This is a genomic window from Cellulomonas sp. GbtcB1, from assembly GCF_019091725.1.
In the GTDB taxonomy this organism is placed as follows: domain Bacteria; phylum Actinomycetota; class Actinomycetes; order Actinomycetales; family Cellulomonadaceae; genus Cellulomonas.
In genome coordinates this window covers 1-22,256 of record NZ_JAGXJG010000066.1, presented here as the reverse complement: position 1 = coordinate 22,256, position 22,256 = coordinate 1, and the positions used below count along the sequence as shown (strand labels likewise).

At 73.2% G+C, this 22,256-nt stretch carries 22 protein-coding genes; 1 reads left to right on the top strand and 21 read right to left on the bottom strand.

Translation table 11 applies throughout. The features are described 5' to 3' along the window. The 9 genes from KVT14_RS17890 to KVT14_RS17850 form a co-directional block, all read right to left on the bottom strand. On the bottom strand, window positions 1-803 hold an 803-nt coding region (locus KVT14_RS17890; protein ID WP_217616902.1), incomplete at its 3' end, for an alpha/beta fold hydrolase. After that, complete coding sequence (locus KVT14_RS17885) at window positions 800-1,630, bottom strand: alpha/beta hydrolase (RefSeq protein WP_217616901.1); 831 nt, start codon at window positions 1,628-1,630, stop codon at window positions 800-802. The genes KVT14_RS17890 and KVT14_RS17885, both read right to left, overlap by 4 nt. A 24-nt stretch (window positions 1,631-1,654) precedes the next feature. Then, a complete protein-coding gene (locus tag KVT14_RS17880; protein WP_217616900.1) occupies window positions 1,655-1,966 on the bottom strand; it encodes a hypothetical protein in 312 nt (103 codons plus the stop codon). Between the two features lie 54 nt (window positions 1,967-2,020). Then, complete coding sequence (locus tag KVT14_RS17875) at window positions 2,021-3,475, bottom strand: glycoside hydrolase family 1 protein (protein WP_217616899.1); 1,455 nt, start codon at window positions 3,473-3,475, stop codon at window positions 2,021-2,023. A 222-nt stretch (window positions 3,476-3,697) separates the two neighbouring features. Continuing rightward, window positions 3,698-5,971, bottom strand: a complete 2,274-nt coding sequence (yicI, locus tag KVT14_RS17870; RefSeq protein ID WP_217616898.1) for an alpha-xylosidase — start codon at window positions 5,969-5,971, stop codon at window positions 3,698-3,700. A gap of 16 nt (window positions 5,972-5,987) precedes the next feature. Then, the gene (locus KVT14_RS17865; RefSeq protein ID WP_217616897.1) at window positions 5,988-6,911 is read right to left on the bottom strand and encodes a carbohydrate ABC transporter permease; all 924 of its coding nucleotides are present in this window, start codon (window positions 6,909-6,911) and stop codon (window positions 5,988-5,990) included. Beyond that, the gene (locus KVT14_RS17860) at window positions 6,911-7,879 is read right to left on the bottom strand and encodes a carbohydrate ABC transporter permease (protein WP_254631208.1); all 969 of its coding nucleotides are present in this window, start codon (window positions 7,877-7,879) and stop codon (window positions 6,911-6,913) included. Before KVT14_RS17860 ends, KVT14_RS17865 begins: the two co-directional genes overlap by 1 nt. A 70-nt stretch (window positions 7,880-7,949) precedes the next feature. Continuing rightward, window positions 7,950-9,248, bottom strand: coding sequence for an ABC transporter substrate-binding protein (locus KVT14_RS17855; RefSeq protein ID WP_217616896.1), 1,299 nt, complete (start codon window positions 9,246-9,248; stop codon window positions 7,950-7,952). Further along, the gene (locus tag KVT14_RS17850) at window positions 9,248-10,372 is read right to left on the bottom strand and encodes a LacI family DNA-binding transcriptional regulator (RefSeq protein WP_217616895.1); all 1,125 of its coding nucleotides are present in this window, start codon (window positions 10,370-10,372) and stop codon (window positions 9,248-9,250) included. Before KVT14_RS17850 ends, KVT14_RS17855 begins: the two co-directional genes overlap by 1 nt. Before the next feature lie 383 nt (window positions 10,373-10,755). Between KVT14_RS17850 and KVT14_RS17845 the strand changes: the two genes are divergently transcribed. After that, window positions 10,756-11,772 carry a LacI family DNA-binding transcriptional regulator gene (locus KVT14_RS17845; protein ID WP_217616894.1) on the top strand — a complete coding sequence of 339 codons (1,017 nt, stop codon included), beginning with the start codon at window positions 10,756-10,758 and terminating at the stop codon, window positions 11,770-11,772. A 130-nt stretch (window positions 11,773-11,902) separates the two neighbouring features. Here the strand turns inward: KVT14_RS17845 and KVT14_RS17840 are convergent, their stop codons facing one another. From KVT14_RS17840 to KVT14_RS17785, 12 genes are all read right to left on the bottom strand, one after another. Beyond that, the gene (locus KVT14_RS17840) at window positions 11,903-13,204 is read right to left on the bottom strand and encodes an N-acetylglucosamine-6-phosphate deacetylase (protein ID WP_217616893.1); all 1,302 of its coding nucleotides are present in this window, start codon (window positions 13,202-13,204) and stop codon (window positions 11,903-11,905) included. A gap of 93 nt (window positions 13,205-13,297) precedes the next feature. Next, window positions 13,298-13,993: an endonuclease NucS gene (nucS, locus tag KVT14_RS17835; protein ID WP_147795958.1), complete on the bottom strand. Its 696-nt coding sequence runs from the start codon at window positions 13,991-13,993 to the stop codon at window positions 13,298-13,300. A 17-nt stretch (window positions 13,994-14,010) separates the two neighbouring features. Then, window positions 14,011-14,433: a DUF2550 domain-containing protein gene (locus KVT14_RS17830; RefSeq protein WP_217616892.1), complete on the bottom strand. Its 423-nt coding sequence runs from the start codon at window positions 14,431-14,433 to the stop codon at window positions 14,011-14,013. Between the two features lie 16 nt (window positions 14,434-14,449). After that, the gene (locus KVT14_RS17825) at window positions 14,450-14,731 is read right to left on the bottom strand and encodes a F0F1 ATP synthase subunit epsilon (RefSeq protein ID WP_158375591.1); all 282 of its coding nucleotides are present in this window, start codon (window positions 14,729-14,731) and stop codon (window positions 14,450-14,452) included. Between the two features lie 65 nt (window positions 14,732-14,796). After that, window positions 14,797-16,281 (bottom strand): F0F1 ATP synthase subunit beta, encoded by a 1,485-nt coding sequence (gene atpD, locus KVT14_RS17820; RefSeq protein WP_166939050.1) that lies wholly within the window; start codon window positions 16,279-16,281, stop codon window positions 14,797-14,799. A gap of 65 nt (window positions 16,282-16,346) precedes the next feature. Beyond that, on the bottom strand, window positions 16,347-17,240 hold the full coding sequence (locus KVT14_RS17815) for a F0F1 ATP synthase subunit gamma (RefSeq protein WP_217616891.1): 894 nt from the start codon (window positions 17,238-17,240) through the stop codon (window positions 16,347-16,349). Between the two features lie 3 nt (window positions 17,241-17,243). Beyond that, window positions 17,244-18,872, bottom strand: a complete 1,629-nt coding sequence (atpA, locus tag KVT14_RS17810; protein ID WP_217616890.1) for a F0F1 ATP synthase subunit alpha — start codon at window positions 18,870-18,872, stop codon at window positions 17,244-17,246. 76 nt (window positions 18,873-18,948) lie between these two features. Continuing rightward, entirely contained in the window at window positions 18,949-19,761 is an 813-nt protein-coding gene (locus KVT14_RS17805; protein ID WP_217616889.1) for a F0F1 ATP synthase subunit delta, read from the bottom strand. Further along, a complete protein-coding gene (locus tag KVT14_RS17800) occupies window positions 19,761-20,345 on the bottom strand; it encodes a F0F1 ATP synthase subunit B (protein WP_217616888.1) in 585 nt (194 codons plus the stop codon). The genes KVT14_RS17805 and KVT14_RS17800 overlap by 1 nt, the downstream gene beginning before the upstream one ends. Continuing rightward, the gene (atpE, locus tag KVT14_RS17795) at window positions 20,342-20,596 is read right to left on the bottom strand and encodes an ATP synthase F0 subunit C (protein ID WP_276509384.1); all 255 of its coding nucleotides are present in this window, start codon (window positions 20,594-20,596) and stop codon (window positions 20,342-20,344) included. Before atpE ends, KVT14_RS17800 begins: the two co-directional genes overlap by 4 nt. A 103-nt stretch (window positions 20,597-20,699) precedes the next feature. Beyond that, window positions 20,700-21,491, bottom strand: coding sequence for a F0F1 ATP synthase subunit A (gene atpB, locus KVT14_RS17790; RefSeq protein WP_158375637.1), 792 nt, complete (start codon window positions 21,489-21,491; stop codon window positions 20,700-20,702). 119 nt (window positions 21,492-21,610) lie between these two features. After that, complete coding sequence (locus tag KVT14_RS17785) at window positions 21,611-22,117, bottom strand: hypothetical protein (protein WP_254631206.1); 507 nt, start codon at window positions 22,115-22,117, stop codon at window positions 21,611-21,613. Window positions 22,118-22,256: the final 139 nt, after the last annotated feature.

Genomic DNA, 22,256 nt, shown 5'->3' with positions numbered 1-22,256 from the left:
CCCGACTTACCCGGCCGGCGCCGGGCCCAGCCCCGTGCGCGCCCCAGCAGCTCCCCCAGCGCGGCCGCGACCGCGCCCGGCGCCTCGACGGCGGTGAGGTGCCCGGCGCCCGGCACGACCACGGCCTCGACGCCGAGCGCCGCCGCCATCCCCCGCGCCTCGGCGACCGGCGTCGGCTGGTCCTCGTCGCCCACGAGCACGAGCGCCGGCCCGCGGAACCCCGCGAGCACCGCGGTGCGGTCCGGCCGCGCGGCCATCGCGCGCTGCGACCAGGCCACCCCGGCGGGCGGCTGCGCGCCGATCAGCGCCTCCAGCCGCGCGACGAGCTCGGGCCGCTCCCGGGACGCCGCGCCGAGCAGCGCGGTGGCCATGGGCAGCACCTCGTCGACGGTGCCGCTCGACTCCACGGCGTCGGCGACCCGCAGCCGGTTCGCGCGGGCCTCGTCGGTGTCGGCGGTCGCCTTGGTGTCCAGCAGCCCCAGCCCGGCGACGAGCCCGGGGTGCCGCTCGGCCAGCGCGAGGGCGACGTAGCCGCCCATCGACAGCCCCGCGACGACCGCGCCCCGGTGCCCCGCCTCGGCGAGGACGGCCGCCACCGCGTCCGCCGCGGCCTCGAGCGACGGCTCCGGCAGCGCGACCCCCTGGGCCGCGCCCAGCCCGGGCAGGTCGACCGCCAGGACCGGGCCGTCCAGCAGCGGGGCGACGTCGTCCCACATCCGGGAGTCGAGCGGGAAGGCGTGCAGCAGGACGAGCGGCAGCCCCGTGCCGGGTCGCAGCGCGTGCAGCGTGACGGTGGCGGTCATGCGTCCTCCTGGTCGGATCCGGCGAACGCCTCGCCGTCGGGCGACTGCGGGACGGCGGGCGCCTCGGCCTGCTCGCTCGGCCCGTCCCAGGTGGTCGGCAGCGGCACCGGCAGGCCCGGGCGCACGTGCCGGACGATCTCGTCGAGCACGCGCCGCACGTACGGCTCCCCGACCCACAGGTGCTTGGCGCCGTCGACGCCGATCACCTCCGCCTGGTGCACCCGGGCGAACCGCTCGCGGGCCTCGGCGGGGCGCAGGTAGTCGTCGTGCTCGGGGACCAGCACGACCAGCGGCTTGCCGTCGGCGTCCCAGGCGTCCAGGTCCGCGTCGGTCGCCCGGTGCAGCGGCGGCGACAGCAGGACGGCGCCCTCGACGGCGGGGTCGAGGCCGTGCATGAGCGCGAGCTCGGTGCCGAAGGACCAGCCGACGAGCCACGGGTGCGGCAGGTCGCGGAACTCGGCGAGCTCGATCGCGGCGTGCACGTCGAACTTCTCCGCCACGCCGCCGTCGAACGCGCCCTCGCTGGTCCCGCGAGGGCTGGACGTCCCGCGGGTGTTGAACCGCAGGACCGCGACGTCGGCGAGCGCCGGCAGCCGCCAGGCGGCCTTCCGCAGCACGTGCGAGTCCATGTAGCCGCCGTGCGTCGGCAGCGGGTGCAGCGTCACGAGCGTGGCCGCGGGGGTGCGCGGGGTGCCGTCGGCGTCGACCGGGAGCGCCAGCTCGCCGACGAGCGTGAGGCCGTCGGCGGTGTGCAGTTCGACCTCCTCCCGGTGCGCGGGCAGGACGGTCAGCGACCGGATGGGCGTGGGTGCGGCTGCGGTGGTCATCGCGGTCGAGCGTAGTCCGGGTGGTCAGCGCCGCGTCGGTCCCCGCCGGTGCCGCGCCGACCAGCACGCGGAGTGCCAGTGCCGGCGGTCGGCCAGCGCGGAGTCGGCGCCGAACAGCCCGTCCGACCGCCAGGCGACGATGTGCGGCGTGCCCGGCGCGATCTCCTGGTCGCAGCCCGGGCAGCGGAACGTGCGGTCGGACCCGCCGACGCGCTGCACGGTCCACGCGCCGTCGGCCGCCTCCTCGGACGTGCGGCCGCCGCGCACCCAATCGAGGTCGAGCGGGACGTGCTCGGCGGCGTAGGGGCGCTTGCCGGAGCGGCGGGAGGACGGCACGTCCCCGATTGTCCTCCGGCGTGCGTGCGGTCCCGGGCGAGGCCCGGACCGGCGTCAGGACAGCCCGGCCGCCGACTCCGCGGGCGCGATCGTCCGCGTGGCGACGAGGTCCCGGTACCAGAGCGCCGAGTCCTTGAGCGTCCGCTCGAGCGTGTCGTAGTCGACCCGCACGATGCCGAACCGGCGGTCGTACCCGTACGCCCACTCGAAGTTGTCCATCAGCGACCACACGAAGTAGCCGCGCACGTCCGCGCCGGCGTCGATCGCGGCGCCGACGGCGTCGATGTGGTCGTGCAGGTACTCGACGCGGTCGAGGTCGTGCACCCGGCCGTCGGCGGACACCTCGTCGGCGAACGCCGCGCCGTTCTCGGTGACGGCCAGCGGGATCGACGGGTACCGCTCGTGCATCTCGAGCAGGAGGTCGGTCAGGCCCTGGGGCTCGATGTTCCAGCCCATCGCGGTGTGCGGGCCCGGCTGCGGCAGCCACTCGACGTCGTCGCAGCCCACCCACGGGCTGACCACCGACGACTTGTGCCCGTCGACGCCGGGGCTGCCGTCGCCGACGACCGGCTCGCCGTGCAGCCGCTGCACCCGGCCCGTCGAGTAGTAGTTGATGCCGAGCAGGTCGATCGGCTGCCGGATGAGCTCCAGGTCGCCGTCCTGCACGAACGACCAGTCGGACACGGCGGCCGTCTGGGCGAACACGTTCTCGGGGTACCGGCCCTCGAGCAGCGGCTGCAGGAACACCTCGTTGGCGACGGTGTCGACCTGGCGCTTCGCCTCGACGTCCTCGGGTGCGTCGGACGCGGCGCGGGTCACGTGCAGGTTGAGCGTGATCGACACCTGCGCGGCGTCGCCCAGCACCTCCCGGATCGCGAGGGCCGCGAGGCCGTGCGCGAGGTTGAGGTGGTGCACGGCGGCGAGCGAGGCGCCCTGCTCGGTGCGGCCCGGGGCGTGCACGCCGGAGGCGTAGCCCAGGTACGCGGAGCACCACGGCTCGTTGAGCGTGGTCCACACCGTCACCTTGTCGCCCAGCACCTCGGCGAGCTTGCGGGCGTAGTCGGCGAACCGGTAGGCGGTCTCGCGGTTCGTCCAGCCGCCCTCGTCCTCCAGGGCCTGCGGCAGGTCCCAGTGGTAGAGCGTGACGACCGGCTTGATGCCGGCGGCGATCAGCCGGTCGACGAGGTCGGTGTAGAACGCCAGCCCCTCGGCGTTCCACTCCCCCGACCCGGTCGGCTGCACGCGCGGCCAGGCGATCGACAGCCGGTAGGCCTGCAGGCCGAGGGACTGCATGAGCGCGACGTCCTCGGGGACCCGGTGGTAGTGGTCGGCGGCGACGGCGCCGGTGTCGCCGTTGAGCACGGCGCCCGGGCGCGCGGAGAACGTGTCCCAGATGGACGGCGCGCGGCCGCCCTCGGTGGCGGCCCCCTCGATCTGGTACGCGGCGGTGGCGGACCCCCAGAGGAAGTCGGCGGGGAACGTGCGCCCGGAGGGGCGGGATGTGGTCATCAGGAGCTTCCTCGGTTCAGGTGGGTGAGCCGCGGGACGGCGATGTCGAATCGATACGATACACGACCATGGGAGCGCTCCCGCGCGCCCTGATCCCGGCATCGCCCGCGCGCCGCTCCGCTGACGCGGTCAGCGTCGCCGAGTCTCCGATGTCGGACTGTGTCGCGCGGGGCGGACACAGGCGTGAGATGGAGACTCGGCGACGCTGCCGCCCGGGGCGGGTCAGGCGGAGAGGGTCAGCTCCGCGCGCGGGCCCTCGGCCGCCTGCGGCGTGCCCAGGGCCGCCGCGACCTGCCACGTCGTCGGGACCGCGCCCGTGGCCTCGACCACGACCGTCGACCCCGAGCGCCGCGCCACGAACTCGACGTCCCCTGCCTTCCCGCGGACCGTGGTCCGCGCCTCGGCGCCGTCCGCCAGGCCGAACACCCGGAGCGTGACGCCGTCGGCGTGGTCGTAGTCCGGGCGGTCGGTGCGCGCGCCGACCGGCAGCAGCGTGCCGGGCCGGACCAGCACGGGCAGCGAGTCGAACCCGTGCCGCTGCCGGTGCCACCGCGGGCCGGACACCGTCGAGCCGTCGAGCAGCGACGTCCACTCCCCCTCGGGCACGTAGACGTCCACGTCGCCCTCCGCGGTGAACACGGGCGCGACCAGCAGCGACGACCCCAGCGCGTACTGGGTGTCGACCGTCGCGGCGCCCGGGTCGTCGGGGAACTCGAGGAACAGCGGCCGCATGACCGGCAGGCCGTCGGTGTGCGCCTCGCGGCCCACCGCCGACAGGTACGGCATCAGCGACAGCTTGAGCTCGGTGAACCGTTGCGTGACCTTGACCGACTCCTCGTCGAACGCCCACGGCACCCGGTACGACGACGAGCCGTGCAGCCGGGAGTGCGAGGACAGCAGTCCGAACGCGAGCCAGCGCTTGAACACCGCGGCGTCCGGCGTGCCCTCGAAGCCGCCGATGTCGTGCGACCAGTAGCCGAACCCGGACGACGCCAGCGACAGCCCGCCGCGCAGCGACTCCGCCATGGACACGAACGTCGACTCGCAGTCGCCGCCCCAGTGCACGGGGAACTGCTGGCCGCCGGCGGTGGCCGACCGCGCGAACAGCACGGCCTCGCCCTCGCCCTTGACCTCCTCGAGCAGCTCGAAGACGGCCTTGTTGTACAGGTGCGTGTAGTAGTTGTGCATCCGCTCGGGGTCCGAGCCGTCGTGCCAGACGACGTCCGTCGGGATCCGCTCGCCGAAGTCGGTCTTGAAGCAGTCGACGCCCATGTCGAGCAGGGCCCGCAGCTTGCCCTTGAACCAGGCGGTGGCCTCGGGGTTGGTGAAGTCGACCAGGCCCATGCCGGCCTGCCACATGTCCCACTGCCAGACCGAGCCGTCGGCGCGCTTCACCAGGTAGCCGAGCTCGGCGCCCTCGGCGAACAGGTGCGAGCGCTGGGCGATGTACGGGTTGATCCAGACGCACACCTGCAGGTCGCGCTCGTGCAGCCGGGAAAGCAGGCCCTCGGGGTCCGGGAACGTCGCCGGGTCCCACACGAAGTCGCACCAGTGGAACCGGCGCATCCAGAAGCAGTCGAAGTGGAACACCGACAGCGGCAGGCCGCGCTCGGCCATGCCGTCGATGAACGACATGACGGTGGCCTCGTCGTAGTCCGTGGTGAACGACGTCGACAGCCACAGGCCGTACGACCAGTCCGGCACGGCGGCCGGGCGGCCGGTGAGCGCGGTGTACCGGCGCAGCACGTCCTTGGGCTCCGGGCCCGCGATGACGTAGTAGCGCAGCCGCTGGCCGGCGACGCTGAACTGGGTCCGGGACACGACCTCGGAGCCGATCTCGAACGAGACGTGTCCGGGGTGGTCGACGAACACGCCGTAGCCGGCATCGGTCAGGTAGAACGGCACGTTCTTGTACGACTGCTCCGAGGACGTGCCGCCGTCCGCGTTCCAGATGTCGACGGTCTGGCCGTTCTTCACGAACGGGGTGAACCGCTCGCCCAGGCCGTAGACGTGGTCGCCCACGCCGAGGCCGAGCTGCTCGCGGACGAACGGCCGGCCCTCCGCGTCGGTGACCACGCCCACGCCGCGGGAGGTGGCGCCGGTGACGACCCGGCCGTCGACCTCGACGTCGAGCGCCCACTCCCCCGTCGTCGACACCCGGGCGGTGAGGTTGCCGGTGGTCAGGGACGCGCGGGGGTCGTCGTCGGTCGGCCCGGCGACGACCACGTGCGGCGCCGCGTCGGCGAGCCCGAACGCGGGCCCGTGGTCGACGCCGCCCTGGTGGTGCTCGATCGTCACGCCGAGCACCCCCTCGGCGGGCGAGTCGAGGGTGATCGTGATGAGCGGGTGGTTGAGGGTGTCGCCGCGGGTGGCGAGGCGGCCGGTGCCGGCGTACGCGGTGAGCGTCCGCTCGCCGAGCACGACCTCGTCGACCGCGCGCGGGCGCTGGACCGTGACGCCGGGGAGGGTCTGCCAGTAGCCGTCGGTGAACTTCATGGGTGCTGCCCTTGCCTTACTTGACCGCGCCCGCGGTGATCCCGCGGGTCAGTGTGCGCTGGAAGATGAGGAAGAAGACGATCGCCGGGATCATCGAGACGAGGGCGCCCGCGTTGGTCGTGGGGGCGTCCATCATGCGGTCGCCCTGCAGCGAGGCGAGGGCCACCGGGATCGTCTGGGTGGCGTTGGTCGTGAGCATGACCAGCGGGATGAAGAACTCGTTCCACGTCCAGATGAAGAAGAAGATCAGCAGGACGCTGAGCGTCGGCCGGACCACGGGGAACACGACGCCCCACAACGTCCGCCACCGGCCCGCGCCGTCCAGGGACGCCGCCTCGAGCAGCGCCTTCGGGAACGTGCCGAGCACCGAGGACAGCAGGTACGTGCCGAACGCGGCCTGGATGACCGTGAAGATGATGATGACCGACCACTGGTTGTTGGACAGGCCCACCTCCTGCGCCATCTGGAACAGCGGGTAGACCAGCACCTCCTGCGGCAGCATGTTCGCGAGCAGGAACAGCGTGACGATCCACATCCGGCCCCTGACCCGGCCGACGCCGAGCGCGTACGCGCTGAACAGCGACAGCACGACGGCGAAGAGCGCGACCGCGCCCGAGATCCAGACGGAGTTGACCAGCTTCTCGGGGAAGTTGACCCGCGTCCAGAAGTTGCGCAGGCCCTCGGTGTAGAACTCCGCCGGCCAGGACAGCGGGCCGTTCTGCGAGTAGTCCGCCGGCGCCTTGAACGCGTTCAGCACCATGATGACGAACGGCACGAGCATGACCACGGCGACCAGGACGGCGGCGGCGAGCACGAACCAGCGCGCGGTGCCGCGGCGGTGCCGGCGGTCGGTGTCGGTGGCCTTGGCGCGCGGCGGGCGGACCGGGCGGCCCGTGCCGACGGCGGTGCCGGCGGGCAGCGTCTCGATCGGGGCGGCCATCAGCGACCCTCCTCCTCACGGCGGGCGCTGCGGGCCTGCAGCACCATGATGACGACGGCGATCAGGATGATCAGGACCGTCAGGACGTTCGCGATCGCGGCGCCGTAGCCGACCTTCGACTTGTCGAAGAAGTTCAGGTACGAGTAGTACGACGGCACGAGCGTCGACGACTCGGGGCCGCCGCGGGTCAGCACGTAGATCGGGCCGAACACCTTGAGCGCGGCCACGGTGCAGGTGAGCGTGATGACGAACGTCTCGGGCTTGATCTGCGGGATCGTGATGGCGCGGAACCGGTGCCACCAGCCGGCGCCGTCGAGCTCCGCCGCCTCGTACAGCTCGGGGTCGACCCGCTGCAGCGCGGACATGAAGATGACGACCGGGTAGCCGATCTGGATCCAGATCAGCACGAGCATGACGGTCGGCAGCGCGGTGTCCGTCGAGCCCAGCCAGTTGGGCGGGTTCGCGACGCCGATCTCCCGCAGGATCACGTTGACCGCGCCGGTCTGGGAGTTGAGGATCCAGTTCCACAGCACGCCGGCGACGGCGACCGGCAGGATCTGCGGCAGGTAGTAGGTGGCGCGGAGCACCGAGGCCACGCGCGGGCCGAACCGCTTGCCGAGCACGTCGAACAGCGTGGTCGCGAGCAGCAGGCCGATCAGCGTCGGCACCACCACCATCGCGAGGATCATCGCGATCGAGTTCCGGAACGACGTCCAGAACTGCTCGTCCGCGAGCAGGTCGGTGTAGTTGCCGAGCCCGTACCAGCGCAGCGGGGCGTTGCCGCCCTTCCACTTGTGCAGGCTGTACCAGATGTTCATCCCGAACGGGATCAGGATGACGACGGTGAAGGCGATCAGGCCGGGCAGCAGGTAGGGCAGGTACCCGACCCAGTCGCGCGAACGGCGGCCGCGGCGGGTGCCGCGGGTGCGCGGCTCCTGCGGCGGCGCGGCGCGGTCGACGGTGGTCAAAGCGGCTCCTCGCGAGGTGGGGCGCCCGGGCCGGCGGCGTGCACCGCCGGCCCGGGCAGGGGGTGGGGACTCAGCCCTCGAGCAGGTCCGTCTTGCCGTCCTGGTAGGCGGTGGACAGGCCGTCCAGCACCTCCGACGGGGACTTCGACTGGTTCACCAGCGACTGCAGCTCGCTGACGATCACGTCGTAGTAGCCCGGGACCGGCCAGTCGGGGTAGAACGCCAGGCCGTCCTCGTCGAGGATCGACTCGAAGTTCTCGGTCATCTCCTTGGTCTTCTCGTCCGTGATCGACGAGGAGTCGCCGGCGACCGGCAGGCCGCCCTTCTGGCCGAGGATCTCCTGCACCTCGGGGCGCAGCGTGATGTCGATGAACTCGTACGCCAGGTCCTTGTTGGCGGCGTTCTCCGGGACGACCCACAGGTTGCCGGAGGAGCCCGGGTGCATGGTGTTGTCCGGGAACAGGGCCTGGGTCCAGGTGAACGGGATCTCCTCGACCAGGCGGCCGAACCACCAGGAGCCGGAGACCATGATCGGGTAGGTGCCGTTGATGAACGACACGCCCATGTCCTCGGCGGTCAGCGCGGCCGAGTCGGACGCGATGTAGCCGGCCTTGATCCACTCGTCGAGCTTCTCGGTCGCCTGCGTGAACGCCTCGTTCTGGAAGTCCACGTCGTCGGCGAACAGCTGGTAGTCGTCGATGAGGTCGCGGTCGCCGTAGTGCAGCACCAGCTCGTACCAGAGCTGGCCGAGCGGGTACTCCGCGCCGGCCTCGGCGAGCGGGGTGATGCCGGCGGCCTTGAACGTGGCGAGCGCGGCCTCGAACTCGTCGAACGTCGTCGGCTGCGCGATGCCCTGCGCGTCCAGCATGTCCTGGTTGTAGTAGACGCCGACGAACTCGCCGTAGTTCGGCACCCCGTACCAGTCGCCGGAGCCCATGAGGCCCTGCTCGTCGTACATGGCCGTCGTCTGGATCGAGTCGGGCAGGGTGTCCGCCCAGCCGCGGGAGTCGGCCTCCTCGGTCAGCGGGGTGATGAGGCCCTGCGAGGCGAGCTGGCCCGCGGTCGCGTTGCCCTTGTTGTACTCCATGACGTCCGGCACGTCGTCGCCGGTGAGGAAGATCTTCGCGTTCTTCTGGATCTGCTCGAACGTCTGGTTCTCGACGTTCACCGTGACGTCCGGGTTCTCGTCCTCGAAGATCTCGATGGCCTTGGCCCACGCCTGGCCCATCGCCGAGTCGTCGTTCTCGTAGTGCCAGACGGTCAGCGTGTCGCCGTCCGAGCCACCGCCCCCGCCGCTGCTGTCTCCGCCGCACGCCGCCAGGGCGAGCGGCAGGGCGCCGGCCACGTACCGCTTCCGCTGAGATGCCATCACACGTCCTCCTCGTCGAGTTCCTGCTGTGCTGGTCGGGGTCCGGCGGTCGCCGGCGCCCCGTGGTCGATCGGTCTAGGGGGTCGTGCCCCGGCGAGCGCACCCGCGTCGGCGCCGCGCGGCGCCGGGCCGGTGCTGCCCAGGTCCACGAGCCGGCACGGCTCCAGGACGGGGGCGGGCACCTCGCCGGTGCCGAGGAGGGCGAGCAGGGCGTCGACGCCCGCCCGCCCGAGCTGCGCGCCGGGGGCGTGCAGCGTCGTGAGCGGCGGCACCGTCTGCCCGGCGACCGCCGGGGACGACACCACCGCGAGCACGGACAGCTCCGCGGGCACGGCCACGCGGCGGACGGCGAGCTCGGCGGCCACGCCGAACGTCGCGTCCTCGTTCATGGTGATGACCGCCGTGGGCGCCGGGGTCGCGTCGAGCAGCCCGGCCAGCGCGGCCCGGCCGCCCGCCACGGACTCCTCCGCGTACACCTGCACGGGGTCGAGGCCGCGGGCCAGCATCTCGGCGGTGTAGGCCGCGGCGGCGCGCACGGTCGGGCCGTGGCCCTCGGCGAGCCGGTGCTCCGCGTGGTTCACGAACGCGATCCGGGTGTGGCCGAGCCCCGCGAGGTGCGCGACCGCGTCGGCGAGCGTGGCGGCGAAGTCGACGTCCACGGTCGGCACCTCGGGGTCCGCCTCGTCCGCGGTCCGGCCGATCAGCGTCACCGGGACCCCGGCCCCCCGGAGGGCGGCGACCCGGGCGTCCCAGGCGTGCACCTCCATGACGAGCACGCCGTCGGCGAGCCCGCGGCGCGCGACGTCGAGCACCCCGTCGGCGTCCTCGGCCGCGAACGGCCAGAGCACCAGCTGGTAGCCGCGCTCCTGGGCCACCGCGGCCGCGCTGAGCACGAACTCGGCGGAGGTGCGGCTGAGGCCGGAGTCGGCGACGGGGTAGGTCAGCGCGAGCACCCGGCTGCGGCGCGTGGCCAGGCCGCGGGCCAGGGCGTTGGGGCGGTAGCCGAGCTCGTCCATCACGGACTCGACCCGGGCGCGGGTCGCGGCGGACACGGGGCGGGCGCCGGTCAGGGTGGCCGACACGGTGGACAGCGCGACGCCGGCCCGGCGTGCCACGTCCTGCATCGTCACCATCGTCGTGCGGACCTCTCCCTCGAGTGTCTCGGCGGCACCTCGTCCGTGAGGTGTCGAAGCGCTTCGCGCGGTCGTCACTGTAGGCCCGGGATCGCGAGGGCGTCCAGCCCCTCGGGTCTCGAAACGGTCACAACTCTTGTCGAATCGCTTCGATACTAGCTGACGTGCCGTGCCGGACGTCAAACGGCACGAACGCGCGGTACACGTAGGACGAATCACGGCGGCAACGCACTCGCCCTCGCCACCCACGTCGAACCGCTTGCACACCGCGAAGCGCTTCGCCCGTGCACGCCGCCACGGCCCGTCCGGGCACCGGCACGCACCCGCGCCCCGACCTGCGCCGAGGGACCCCGCACCCCCACTACCCTGGGCGGATGGCGACCATCGGGGACGTGGCCCGCGCGGCGGGGGTGTCCGTGTCGACCGTCAGCTACGTGCTGAGCGGCAAGCGCACGATCTCCGGCCCCACCCGCGACCGGGTGCAGCGCGCCATCGCCGAGCTCGGGTACCGCCCGCACGCCGGCGCCCGGGCCCTGGCGTCGAGCCGCAGCAACGTGATCGCCCTGATGGTGCCGTTCCGGCCGGGGATCAACGTGCAGATCATCATGCAGTTCGTCGGCGGCGTCGTGACCACCGCGCGCGAGCACGACCACGACGTCCTCGTGCTCACCCAGGACGACGCCCAGGGCATCGACCGGGTCGCGGCGAGCTCGACGGCCGACGCCCTGATCGTGATGGACATCGAGTCCGAGGACGCCCGGCTCCCCGCGCTGCGCGCGCTGGCGCTGCCGAGCATCCTCATCGGCGTCCCCGACGACACCACCGGGCTCAGCTGCGTCGACCTCGACTTCGCGGGGGCGGGTCGGCTGGCGGTCCGCGAGCTCGCCGGGCACGGCCACCGCCGGCTCGTCCTGGTCGGGGCGTCCCAGGACCGGCTCGACCACCGTGCCAACTACGCCGTGCGCATGCGGCAGGGCGTGCTGGAGCAGGCCGCCGCGGCCGGGGTCGAGGCCGCGGTCGTGCCCGCCGAGCCGACCTTCTCCGGCGGCGCCGCCGCGCTGGACGCGGTGCTCGCGCAGCACCCGGGCACCACGGGTCTCGTCGTGCACAACGAGGCGGCCCTCGGCGGGCTGCTGGCCCGGGCGGCCGAGCGCGGGCTGCGCGTGCCGGACGACCTGTCGATCGTGGCCGTCAGCCCGGCGGAGATGGCCGCGGGGCTGCCCGTGCCGGTGTCGCTCATCGAGGTGCCGGGCGAGCGGATCGGCCGGATCGCGGTCGAGATGGTGATGGCCCGCCTGTCCGGCGAGGACACGGCGGAGACCCGCCTGGTCTCTCCCGCCTACACCGACCACGGCAGCGTGACGGCGCCCGCCGGGACGCGCGCGGGCTGAGCCTGCGCCCGCCTACGGCTTCCGGCGCGGCCGCACGCGATCGCCGTGGGCGGGGCCCGGAAGCGTAGGCGGGGCCGGGAGGCGTAGGCCGCGTGGGCACACGGGCCGGGCGACCGGCCCGCGGCCCCGCTCAGGCCGTGACCAGTCGCCCCGCGCGGTACACGGCGACCGGCGCCAGGTCCTCGTCCGTCACGACCACGTCCGCCCGCCGCCCGACCGCCAGCGCGCCCAGGTCGGGCCGACCCAGGACCTCCGCGGGAGTCGTCGCCGCGGCGCGCACCGCCGCCACCAGCCCGATCCCCGCGCCGACCACGGTCCGCACCACGTCGAGCAGGTGCGCCGTCCCGCCGGCGATCGCGCCGGCGGAGCCGTCGTCGCCCAGGATCCGCGCCACCCCGTCGCCCACCCGGACCGCCATCGGCCCGAGCCGGTAGTCGCCGTCCGCCATGCCCGCGGCGGCCATCGCGTCGGTGACCAGCGCGATCGAGCCGGGCCCGACCAGGTCGAAGACGGCCCGCACGGTGCCGTCCGCGAGGTGGGTGCCGTCCGCGACCAGCTCGACCACCAGGTCCCCGCGCGCGGCGGCGGCCAGGCACGCGGCGATCGGGCCGGGGTCGCGGTGGTGCAGCGGGCGCATGCCGTTGAACAGGTGCGTGGCGGTGGGCCGCGGCGACCGCCCGGGCGCCCCGACCCGGCCCGTCAGCAGCGCCCGCGCCCGGTGCACCGCGACGTCCACCTGCTCCGACGCGGCGTCCGTGTGCCCGATCGACGGCACGACGCCCCCGCGCACCAGCGCGGCCAGCACGTCCGCGCCGTCGCCGGCCCCCGCGGCCCCCGTGCCGTCCGCCACCCCCGGGACCTCCGGGGCGACCGTCATCGTCACCAGGTGCCCCCGCGCCGCGGCCACCAGGTCCGCGACGAGCCCGGGGTCGCCGGCCAGCATGTCCGCCGGGTTCTGCGCCCCGCACCGGTCGACCGACAGGAACGGCCCCTCCGCGTGGACGCCGACCAGGTCGCCGGACTCCACCAGGTCGGCGAGCAGCGCCGCGCGCGCCAGCAGCACGTCCCGGGGCGCGGTGACCAGCGAGGCGACCAGGCTCGTCGTGCCGTGCCGCAGGTGCTCGCGGACGGCGACCAGGGCCTCGTCGCGGGACGTCGCGTCCGGGAAGCTCGACCCGCCGCCGCCGTGGTCGTGCAGGTCGACGAGCCCGGGGAGCAGGGTCGTCCCGGGGGCCGGCGCGGGCGGGACCTCGTCGGCCCAGCGCCCGGGCACCTGCGCGGCGGGCCCGACCCAGGCGATGCGGCCCTCGGCGAGCACGACGGCCCCGTCGGGCAGGACCTCGGAGGGCGTCACCACCTCTCCGCGCAGGACGACGTCGGCGGGGGCGGTGTCGGCGGTGGTCACGGGCCCATCATGGCGCACGTCCGGCATCCCGCGGGGCCCCCGGAGTGGCGACGAGTGGAGTGTCTCGCCCGACACGCCCCGGCGTGCCCGGCAGAACGCTCCACTCGAGAGGGAACCCCGTCAGAACAGCCGGGAGTCCACGTCGTCGACGCCGCGCATCGCGTCGTAGTCCAGCACCAGGCAGGCGATCCCGCGGTCCGTCGCGAGCACCCGCGCCTGCGGCTTGATCTCCTGCGCCGCGAACACGCCCCGCACGGGCGCGAGCAGCGGGTCGCGGTTCAGCAGCTCCAGGTACCGGGTCAGCTGCTCGACGCCGTCGATGTCGCCGCGGCGCTTGATCTCGACCGCCACCGTGGCGCCGGCGGCGTCCTTCGCGAGGATGTCGACCGGGCCGATCGCGGTCGGGAACTCCCGGCGCACCAGCGTGTGACCCGCGCCGAGCACGTCGATCTGCGCGGCCATCAGCTCCTGCAGGTGCGCCTCGACGCCGTCCTTGATCAGACCGGGGTCGACGCCCAGGTCGTGGTCGGAGTCGTGCAGCACCTCGTGCACCTCGATGACCAGCCGGTCGTCGCTCTTGGTGTGCTGCACGGTCCACACCTGGGCGACGCCGCGCTCGAGCGCCTCGCCCGCGGCGTCCTCGGTGCGCAGCGTGCACGGCGGGCTCATCCAGTTCAGCGGCTTGTACGAGCCGCCGTCGGAGTGCAGCAGCACCGAGCCGTCCGCCTTGACCACGACCAACCGGGTCGCGAGGGGCAGGTGCGCGTTCAGCCGGCCGCTGTACCGGGCCGAGCAGCGCGCGACGAGCAGGCGCATGGGAGTCCTTACGACGGTCAGATCACGTGGTGCGGCACCGGCGGGGCGGCCTCGAGCCAGGACGTCAGCCCGGCGTACGCCTCGGGCGTCATGAGGAGCTCGACCTCCTCGGCGCCGGCGGGGCCCGGCACCCGGCAGCGGACCAGGTACGGCCCGCCGACCACCGTAGCGTCCACCGCGGTGCGCTCCAGCACCTCCATGCCGCCGCGCGGCCAGACCTGGCCGGGGCGCGGGGCGAGCGAGCGCAGCCGCCACCAGTACAGGTGCCGGGCGCCGTAGTGCGCGATGCCGCGGGACCAGCGGGAGCCGACCCGCAGCGAGCAGCGGAACGACCCCACCCGCCGGGTGAGGCTGCTCCACCGGGACAGCCCGAGGCCCACGACCACCAGCGCGGCCACGACGAGCAGCAGCGCGAGGAACGCGATCTGGTGCCCGGTCACGGCCTGCCCGCCGACGTCAGCGGCCGGACGTGCCGGAGGCCACCGCCTCGGCCGCGTCGACGACGACGGTCACCTGGTCGCCGTCGACGGAGAGGAAGCCCCCCTCGACGGTCCACCGGTGGACGGACCCGCCGGCCTCGATCACCCGGACCTCTCCGCGCCGGAGCACGGAGAGGACCGGGGTGTGCCCGGCCAGGATGCCGATCTCGCCGTCCGAGGCGGGCGCGCTCACCTGACGCGCGTCGCCGGACCAGATGGTGCCGTCGGTGTCGACGAGGTCGACCTCGAGCTGGGCCATGGGACGAGAACCTCCTGGAAGGGGGTGGATCGAGGGTGGTGCGGGTGGAGCGGGCGACGCCTGCGTCAGACGCCGTACTCCTTCTGGATGCGGGCCCAGTTGCGCTCGAGGTCCTCGAGGCCGCCGATGTTGAAGAAGGCCTGCTCGGCGATGTGGTCGAACTCGCCGTCGGCGATCTTCGCGAACGCCTCGACGGTCTCGGACACCGGGACCGTGGAGCCCACGACGCCGGTGAACTTCTCCGCCATGTAGGTGTTCTGCGAGAGGAACTGCTGGATGCGGCGGGCGCGCGCGACGACAGTCTTGTCCTCCTCCGACAGCTCGTCGACACCGAGGATCGCGATGATGTCCTGGAGCTCCTTGTTGCGCTGCAGGATCGACTTCACGCGGGTGGCGACGTCGTAGTGCTCCTGGCCCACGTACCGCGGGTCGAGGATGCGGGACGTCGACGCCAGCGGGTCCACCGCGGGGTACAGACCGCGGGACGCGATCTCGCGGGAGAGCTCCGTCGTCGCGTCGAGGTGCGCGAACGTCGTGGCCGGGGCCGGGTCGGTGTAGTCGTCGGCCGGCACGTAGATCGCCTGCAGCGAGGTGATCGAGTGGCCGCGGGTCGAGGTGATGCGCTCCTGCAGGAGGCCCATCTCGTCCGCGAGGTTCGGCTGGTAGCCCACCGCGGACGGCATGCGGCCGAGCAGCGTGGAGACCTCGGAGCCGGCCTGGGTGAACCGGAAGATGTTGTCGATGAAGAGCAGCACGTCCTGCTTGGCGACGTCGCGGAAGTACTCCGCCATCGTCAGGGCCGACAGGGCGACGCGCAGACGCGTGCCCGGCGGCTCGTCCATCTGGCCGAAGACGAGGGCGGTCTTGTCGAAGACGCCCGCCTCCTCCATCTCGACGATGAGGTCGTTGCCCTCACGGGTGCGCTCGCCGACGCCGGCGAACACCGACACACCGCCGTGGTCCTGCGCGACGCGCTGGATCATCTCCTGGATGAGGACCGTCTTGCCGACGCCCGCGCCGCCGAACAGGCCGATCTTGCCGCCCTGGACGTACGGGGTGAGCAGGTCGATGACCTTGATGCCGGTCTCGAACATCTGGGTCTTCGACTCGAGCTGGTCGAAGGCCGGGGCCTTGCGGTGGATCGGCCAGCGCTCGGTGATCTCGAGCTTCTCGCCCTCGCCGAGGTTGAGCACCTCGCCGGTCACGTTGAACACGTGGCCCTTGGTGACGTCGCCGACGGGCACCGAGATCGGCGCGCCGGTGTCGGTGACCTGGGCGCCGCGGACGAGGCCGTCGGTCGGCTTCAGCGCGATGGCGCGGACGAGCGAGTCGCCGAGGTGCTGCGCGACCTCGAGCGTCATCGTGAACCCGCCGGACTCCTCGCCCTCGCCCTGCGAGGACAGGTCGATGTGGACGGTCAGCGCGTTGTAGATGTCCGGGATCTGGTCCGCGGGGAACTCGATGTCCACGACGGGCCCGATCACACGGGCGACGCGGCCCACGCCGGGCGTGGCCGTGGTGTCCTTCGCGTCGACGGTGGTCGCGGTCATGTCTGCCTGCCTTCGGTCGTCCGCCGGTGTCCGGCGGGCTGGTTCGGGTCGTGCGGTCGGGCGGTTCAGGAGGCGAGCGCGTCGGCGCCCGACACGATCTCGCTGATCTCCTGGGTGATCTCGGCCTGGCGGGCCTGGTTCGCCAGCCGCGTGTACGTGCGGATGAGGTCCTCGGCGTTCTCCGTCGCGGTGTGCATCGCGCGCTGCCGCGCCGCGAGCTCGGACGCCGCCGCCTGCAGCAGGCAGGCGAAGATCCGGGTGCGCACGTACCGCGGGAGCAGCGCGTCCAGCACCTCGGCCGCGTCGGGCTCGAAGTCGTACAGCGGGAGCGCCTCGTGCTCGCCGGCGGGGGCGACGCCCTCGACGACCTCGAGCGGCAGCATCCGGATGACCTGCGGGCGCTGGCTCACCATGTTGACGAACTGCGTCGACACGATGTGCAGCTCCCCCACCCCGCCGTCGGCCGGGTCGGCGTCGAAGGCCGCGAGCAGCGTGCTCGCGATCTCCTCGGCCAGCTCGGACGTCGGGGCGTCGGACTGCCCGGTCCACACCGCCGCCAGCTCACGCTGCCGGAACCGGTAGTAGGACTCGGCGCGGCGGCCGCTGATGTACAGCGCGACCTCCTTGCCCTCGCCCTCGAGCCGCTCGACCAGCCGCTCGGTCTCGCGGATGACGGACGCCGAGTAGGCGCCCGCCATGCCGCGGTCCGACGCGATGAGCAGCACGGCGACGCGGTTCGTGTCGTCGCGCTCCGCCAGCAGCGGGTGCGAGACGTCCGAGTGCGTCGCGACCGCCGAGACGGCCCGGGTGATCGCCCGGGCGTACGGCGACGCCGCCGCCATCCGGTCGCGGGCGCGCCCGATCCGGGACGCCGCGATCAGCTCCTGCGCGCGGAACATCTTCTTCAGCGACTGGGTCGACCTGATCCGCTGCCGGTAGACCCGCTGCTGTCCGGCCACGCGTCAGGCCTTCTTCTGCCGGACGATCTGCTCCTGCTCGACCGGCGTCTCGTCCTCGGGCTGCTCGGCGCCGACCAGCGGCGTGCCGTCGCCCTTGAGGAAGCCGTGGCGGAACTCGTCGACGGCGGAGGCGAGCTTGGCCTCCAGGTCGTCGCCGAGCTTGCCCGTGCTCGCGATCGTGCTGAGCACGTCCGTGTTGCGGCGCAGGTGGTCCAGCAGCTCGGACTCGAACCGGCGGACGTCCTCGACCGGGACGTCGTCCAGCTTGCCCTTGGTGCCGGCCCAGATCGACGCCACCTGCTCCTCGACCGGGAACGGCGAGTACTGGGGCTGCTTGAGCAGCTCCATCAGGCGGGCGCCACGGGTCAGCTGCGCGCGGGACGCGGCGTCCAGGTCGGACGCGAACATCGCGAACGCCTCGAGCGACCGGTACTGCGCCAGGTCGAGCTTCAGCGTGCCCGAGACCTGCTTCATCGCCTTGACCTGCGCGGCACCACCGACGCGGGACACCGAGATGCCGACGTCGACGGCGGGGCGCTGGTCCGCGTTGAACAGGTCGGACTGCAGGAAGATCTGGCCGTCCGTGATGGAGATGACGTTGGTCGGGATGTACGCCGAGACGTCGTTGGCCTTGGTCTCGATGAACGGCAGGCCGGTCATCGAGCCGCCACCGAGCTCGTCGGACAGCTTCGCGCAACGCTCCAGCAGGCGGGAGTGCAGGTAGAACACGTCGCCCGGGTACGCCTCGCGGCCCGGCGGGCGGCGCAGCAGCAGGGACACGGCGCGGTACGCCTCGGCCTGCTTCGACAGGTCGTCGAACACGATGAGGACGTGCTTGCCGCCGTACATCCAGTGCTGGCCGATGGCCGAGCCGGTGTAGGGCGCGAGGTACTTGAAGCCGGCCGGGTCGGACGCCGGAGCCGCGACGATCGTCGTGTACTCCAGGGCGCCGGCCTCCTCCAGGGCGCCGCGGACGGCGGCGATGGTGGAGCCCTTCTGGCCGATGGCGACGTAGATGCAGCGGACCTGCTGCTCCGGGTCGCCGGTCTCCCAGTTGGCCTTCTGGTTGAGGATCGTGTCGATCGCGATGGCCGTCTTGCCGGTTTGGCGGTCGCCGATGACGAGCTGCCGCTGGCCGCGGCCGATCGGGATCATCGAGTCGATCGCCTTGATGCCGGTCTGCAGCGGCTCGTGCACCGACTTGCGGGCCATGACGCCCGGGGCCTGGAGCTCGAGCGCGCGGCGGCCCTCGGAGACGATCTCGCCCAGGCCGTCGATCGGCTGACCCAGCGGGTCGACCACGCGGCCGAGGAAGGCGTCGCCCACCGGGACGGACAGGACCTCGCCCGTGCGGCGGACCTCCTGACCCTCCTCGATGCCGGTGAACTCGCCGAGGACGATGACGCCGATCTCGCGGACGTCGAGGTTGAGCGCGAGGCCCAGCGTGCCGTCCTCGAAGCGGAGCAGCTCGTTGGCCATCGCGCCCGGCAGGCCCTCGACCCGGGCGATCCCGTCGCCGGCCAGGGTGACCCGCCCGACCTCCTCGGCGGCGGCGCCGGTGGGCTCGTACGTCGTGACGAAGCTGTCCAGCGCGGCGCGGATGTCCTCCGGCCGGATCTGCAGCTCGCTCATGGCATCTCTCCTGTCGTGCAGCACGCCCGCGGCGTGCGCTCCCACGTGGGTGGTCGGGTCGGGCCGTCGGGCCCGGTCAGCTGGCAAGTCGTCGGCGTGCGTCCGCCAGCCGTGCGAGCACGGTCGCGTCGATCACCTCGGGGCCGACCTGCACGCGCAGGCCGCCCAGGACGTGCGGGTCCACCAGGACCTGCACCTGGATCTCGCGCCCGTAGGCGCGGCCGAGGATCTCCGCGAGCCGCGCCCGCTGGGCGGGACCCAGGTCGGCCGCGGTCGTGACCGTGGCGACCGTGCGGCTCCGGCGCTCGGCGATCAGGTCGCCGAGGTGCCCGAGGGTCGCGACGTACCGGCGGCCGCGCGGCGCCACGGCCGCCCGGCGCGCGAGCACGCGGGTCGCCGTCGCACCGGTCCCGGCCGTCAGCCGGTCGACGAGCTCGCCGCGCACCTGGGCGTGCAGCGTGTCGTCGTACAGCCGGCGGCGCACCTCGCGCTGCCCGGCGAGCGCGCGGCCGATCCGGAACAGCTCCTCCTGGACCTGCTCGATCGTGCCGTCCGCCTCCGCCGACGCGAGCACGGCCGAGAAGGCCAGGTGCTCGGTCGCGTCGGCGAGGTCGTCCTCCTCGGACCACCGCGCCCGCACCAGCCCCTGCGCGGCCTCGGCCACGCGGGGGTCGGCGCCGGCGAGCAGCCGGGCCACGAGCGCGGCCTTCGCCTCGCCGTCGGCCGACGGGTCGGTGAGGGTGCGCCGCAGCGAGCCGGACGAGTCCAGCGCGTCGACCAGCGCGAACAGCTGCTCGCCGAGCAGCAGCCCCTCGGCGCCGGCCGTCCGCAGCACCGGCTCGAACCGGCCCTCCGCGGCGGCCAGCGACGCCCGGCTCGTCCCTCGCATCAGTTCCCCTTACCCGCGGTGGCGGTGGTCTGCGCGTCCAGCTCGTCCAGGAACCGCTCGACGACGCGCGAACGACGCGCCTCGTCCGCGAGCGACTCGCCGACGATCTTCGACGCGAGCTCGGTGGCCAGCGAGCCGACGTCCGCACGGAGCGACACGGCGGCCTGCTGGCGCTCGGCCTCGATCTGGCGCTGGGCCGTCTCGGCGATGCGCGACGCCTCGGCCGAGGCCTTCTCGCGCGCCTCGGCGACGATCTGGCCGGCCTCGGAGCGCGCCTCCTCGCGGATGCGCGCCGCCTCGGCGCGGGCGTCCTGGAGCTGCTGCTCGTACTCCGCCTTCGCGGCGGCAGCCTCCTCCTGGGCGCTGGCGGCCTTCGCGAGCCCGCCCTCGATCTTCTCGGTCCGCTCGTCGAGCACCGCCTGGAACTTCGGCAGCACGAGCTTGTAGAAGACGACGCCGATCACGATCAGCACGACCGACGACCACAGGATGTCGTAGCCGGCGGGGATGAGCAGGCGCCAGCCCTCGACCTCTTCGGTCTCCGCGGCCAGGACGCTCGCCGCGGGGAGCGCGGCTGCGATCACGAGAAGAGGAAGCCGGTGATCAGGCCGAGGAGGCCGAGCACCTCGACGAAGCCGATGCCGATGAACATGGTGGTCCGGAGCTGGCCGGCGACCTCGGGCTGGCGCGCCATGCCCTCGACGGTCTTGCCGATCAGGATGCCGAGGCCGATGCCCGGGCCGAGAACCGCGAGGCCGTAGCCGACGGTCGCGATGTTGCCCGAGATGGCGTTCTCGGCCGCAAGGATGACGCTGGGGTCCGCGAGAAGAGACACGCTGTGCTCGTTCCTTCCGTTTGGCCGCCGGCCGGTCGGACGGCGGTCGTGTGGTGACGAGGGCCCGTCGCGGCCCTCGTGGGGTGGTGCTGGTCAGATCAGGTCAGTGCTCGTCCTCGATGGACTGGCTCAGGTACACGGCCGTCAGGACGACGAAGATGTAGGCCTGCAGCGCGGCGACGAACACCTCGAACAGGGTGATCGCGAAGCCGCCCGCGAGGGTGAGCGCGCCGAAGGGCTTCAGGCCGCCGCTCGCCTCGAACAGCAGGAACTGGGTGGCCGAGAAGCAGAGCACCAGCATGAGGTGCCCGGCGACCATGTTGGCCATGAGCCGGATCGCCAGCGTGACGGGCCGCAGGACGAACACCTGCAGGAACTCCACCGGCGCCAGCAGGATGTACAGCGGCCACGGCACGCCCGGGGGGAACAGGCTGGTCTTGAGGAACCCGCCCACGCCGTGCGCCTTGACGCCGGCGCCCAGGTACATCACGTAGACCCAGAGGGCCAGCATGACGGGCAGGCCGATCAGCGAGGTGCCCGCGATGTTGAGGAACGGGATCACGCCCGTGATGTTGAAGGCGAAGATCGCGAAGAAGATCGTCGTCAGGAGCGCGACGTACTTCGGTGCCTTCTCCTTGCCGAGGATGTCCTGGGCGACGTTGATCCGGACGAAGTCGAGCAGCATCTCGGCCATGTTCTGGCCGCGGCGCGGCACCAGGCGGGCCCGGCGCGCGGCGATGACCATGACGGTCAGCAGCACCGCGACGGCGACGAAGCGCACGACCTGGATGCGGTTGATCTCGAAGATCGTGCCCTCGAACCAGATGGCGGGAGGGAAGAACTCGGCGATCGACGGCTTGTGGAACCCGGACTCGCCTTCGGCAGCGAGCGGCAGGATCGTCGCAAGGCTGGACAGAGCAGTCTCCTGTAGGTCGAAGGCTCGCGGCGTCGGGTGCCTCGAGGTGCGGGTCACCGCGCCGGGACCCGGCCGTCGTGGGTGGTTCGGCTGGAAGCCTAGCCTACGGAACGGCCGGACCCGTCCGGCTCGTCCCCATTCGGGACCTTGGGCCTAGCACCTGTAGGGGACACGTAAGGCACCCTGCCCCGCGACACCGCCCGGTAGTCGAGCAGCGCGGACCCGATGACGGCCACCGCGACCACCACGGCCAGCACGTACCGGTCGTAGAAGTCCATGCCTCGCAGGACCGCGAGCACCACGATCACGACCACGAGCTTGCCCAGCCAGGTGCCCATGATAACGGCCATCATCCGGCCCGGGGCGGCGGTGTCGGTCTTGAGCATCGACAGCGTCGTGGTCCCCGAGAACACCAGGGCGATGGCGGCGCCGATCAGCGCGCCCCACACCCCGGGCAGGCCGGCGACGAGCCAGCCCACGGCCACGCCGACGACGGTGACGCCGGCGACCAGCCAGATCATGTCGTGCAGGGCGCGGCGGAACACGGCGGCCACCTCGGGGCTGTCCCCCGGGCGGGGGGTCGGCTCGGCGGTGGGGTCGGTCATCGGTCCGTCCTCGGGTCGGCGTCGTGCAGGGCGTCGGTCAGGCGGGTCAGGGGGTGCGCCGCGGCGGCGGGCGCGGGGCCGGCGGCGACCGCGGGGCCGGCGGCGGGGGCCGCGTGCCAGGCCCGGCGGTGCGCGTCGG

What these genes read in the sequence shown, in the direction of transcription:
- yicI (WP_217616898.1), bottom strand. Translation starts at nt 5,971, where the DNA reads ATGAAGTTCACCGACGGCTACTGGCAGACCCTCCCCGGCGTCACGGTC.
- KVT14_RS17785 (WP_254631206.1), bottom strand. Translation starts at nt 22,117, where the DNA reads ATGACCGACCCCACCGCCGAGCCGACCCCCCGCCCGGGGGACAGCCCC.
- KVT14_RS17885 (WP_217616901.1), bottom strand. Translation starts at nt 1,630, where the DNA reads ATGACCACCGCAGCCGCACCCACGCCCATCCGGTCGCTGACCGTCCTG.
- nucS (WP_147795958.1), bottom strand. Translation starts at nt 13,993, where the DNA reads ATGCGCCTGCTCGTCGCGCGCTGCTCGGCCCGGTACAGCGGCCGGCTG.
- atpD (WP_166939050.1), bottom strand. Translation starts at nt 16,281, where the DNA reads ATGACCGCGACCACCGTCGACGCGAAGGACACCACGGCCACGCCCGGC.
- atpA (WP_217616890.1), bottom strand. Translation starts at nt 18,872, where the DNA reads ATGAGCGAGCTGCAGATCCGGCCGGAGGACATCCGCGCCGCGCTGGAC.
- KVT14_RS17840 (WP_217616893.1), bottom strand. Translation starts at nt 13,204, where the DNA reads ATGCCGGACGTGCGCCATGATGGGCCCGTGACCACCGCCGACACCGCC.
- KVT14_RS17825 (WP_158375591.1), bottom strand. Translation starts at nt 14,731, where the DNA reads ATGGCCCAGCTCGAGGTCGACCTCGTCGACACCGACGGCACCATCTGG.
- KVT14_RS17845 (WP_217616894.1), top strand. Translation starts at nt 10,756, where the DNA reads ATGGCGACCATCGGGGACGTGGCCCGCGCGGCGGGGGTGTCCGTGTCG.
- KVT14_RS17865 (WP_217616897.1), bottom strand. Translation starts at nt 6,911, where the DNA reads ATGGCCGCCCCGATCGAGACGCTGCCCGCCGGCACCGCCGTCGGCACG.
- KVT14_RS17855 (WP_217616896.1), bottom strand. Translation starts at nt 9,248, where the DNA reads ATGGCATCTCAGCGGAAGCGGTACGTGGCCGGCGCCCTGCCGCTCGCC.
- KVT14_RS17875 (WP_217616899.1), bottom strand. Translation starts at nt 3,475, where the DNA reads ATGACCACATCCCGCCCCTCCGGGCGCACGTTCCCCGCCGACTTCCTC.
- KVT14_RS17850 (WP_217616895.1), bottom strand. Translation starts at nt 10,372, where the DNA reads ATGCAGGACGTGGCACGCCGGGCCGGCGTCGCGCTGTCCACCGTGTCG.
- KVT14_RS17805 (WP_217616889.1), bottom strand. Translation starts at nt 19,761, where the DNA reads ATGCGAGGGACGAGCCGGGCGTCGCTGGCCGCCGCGGAGGGCCGGTTC.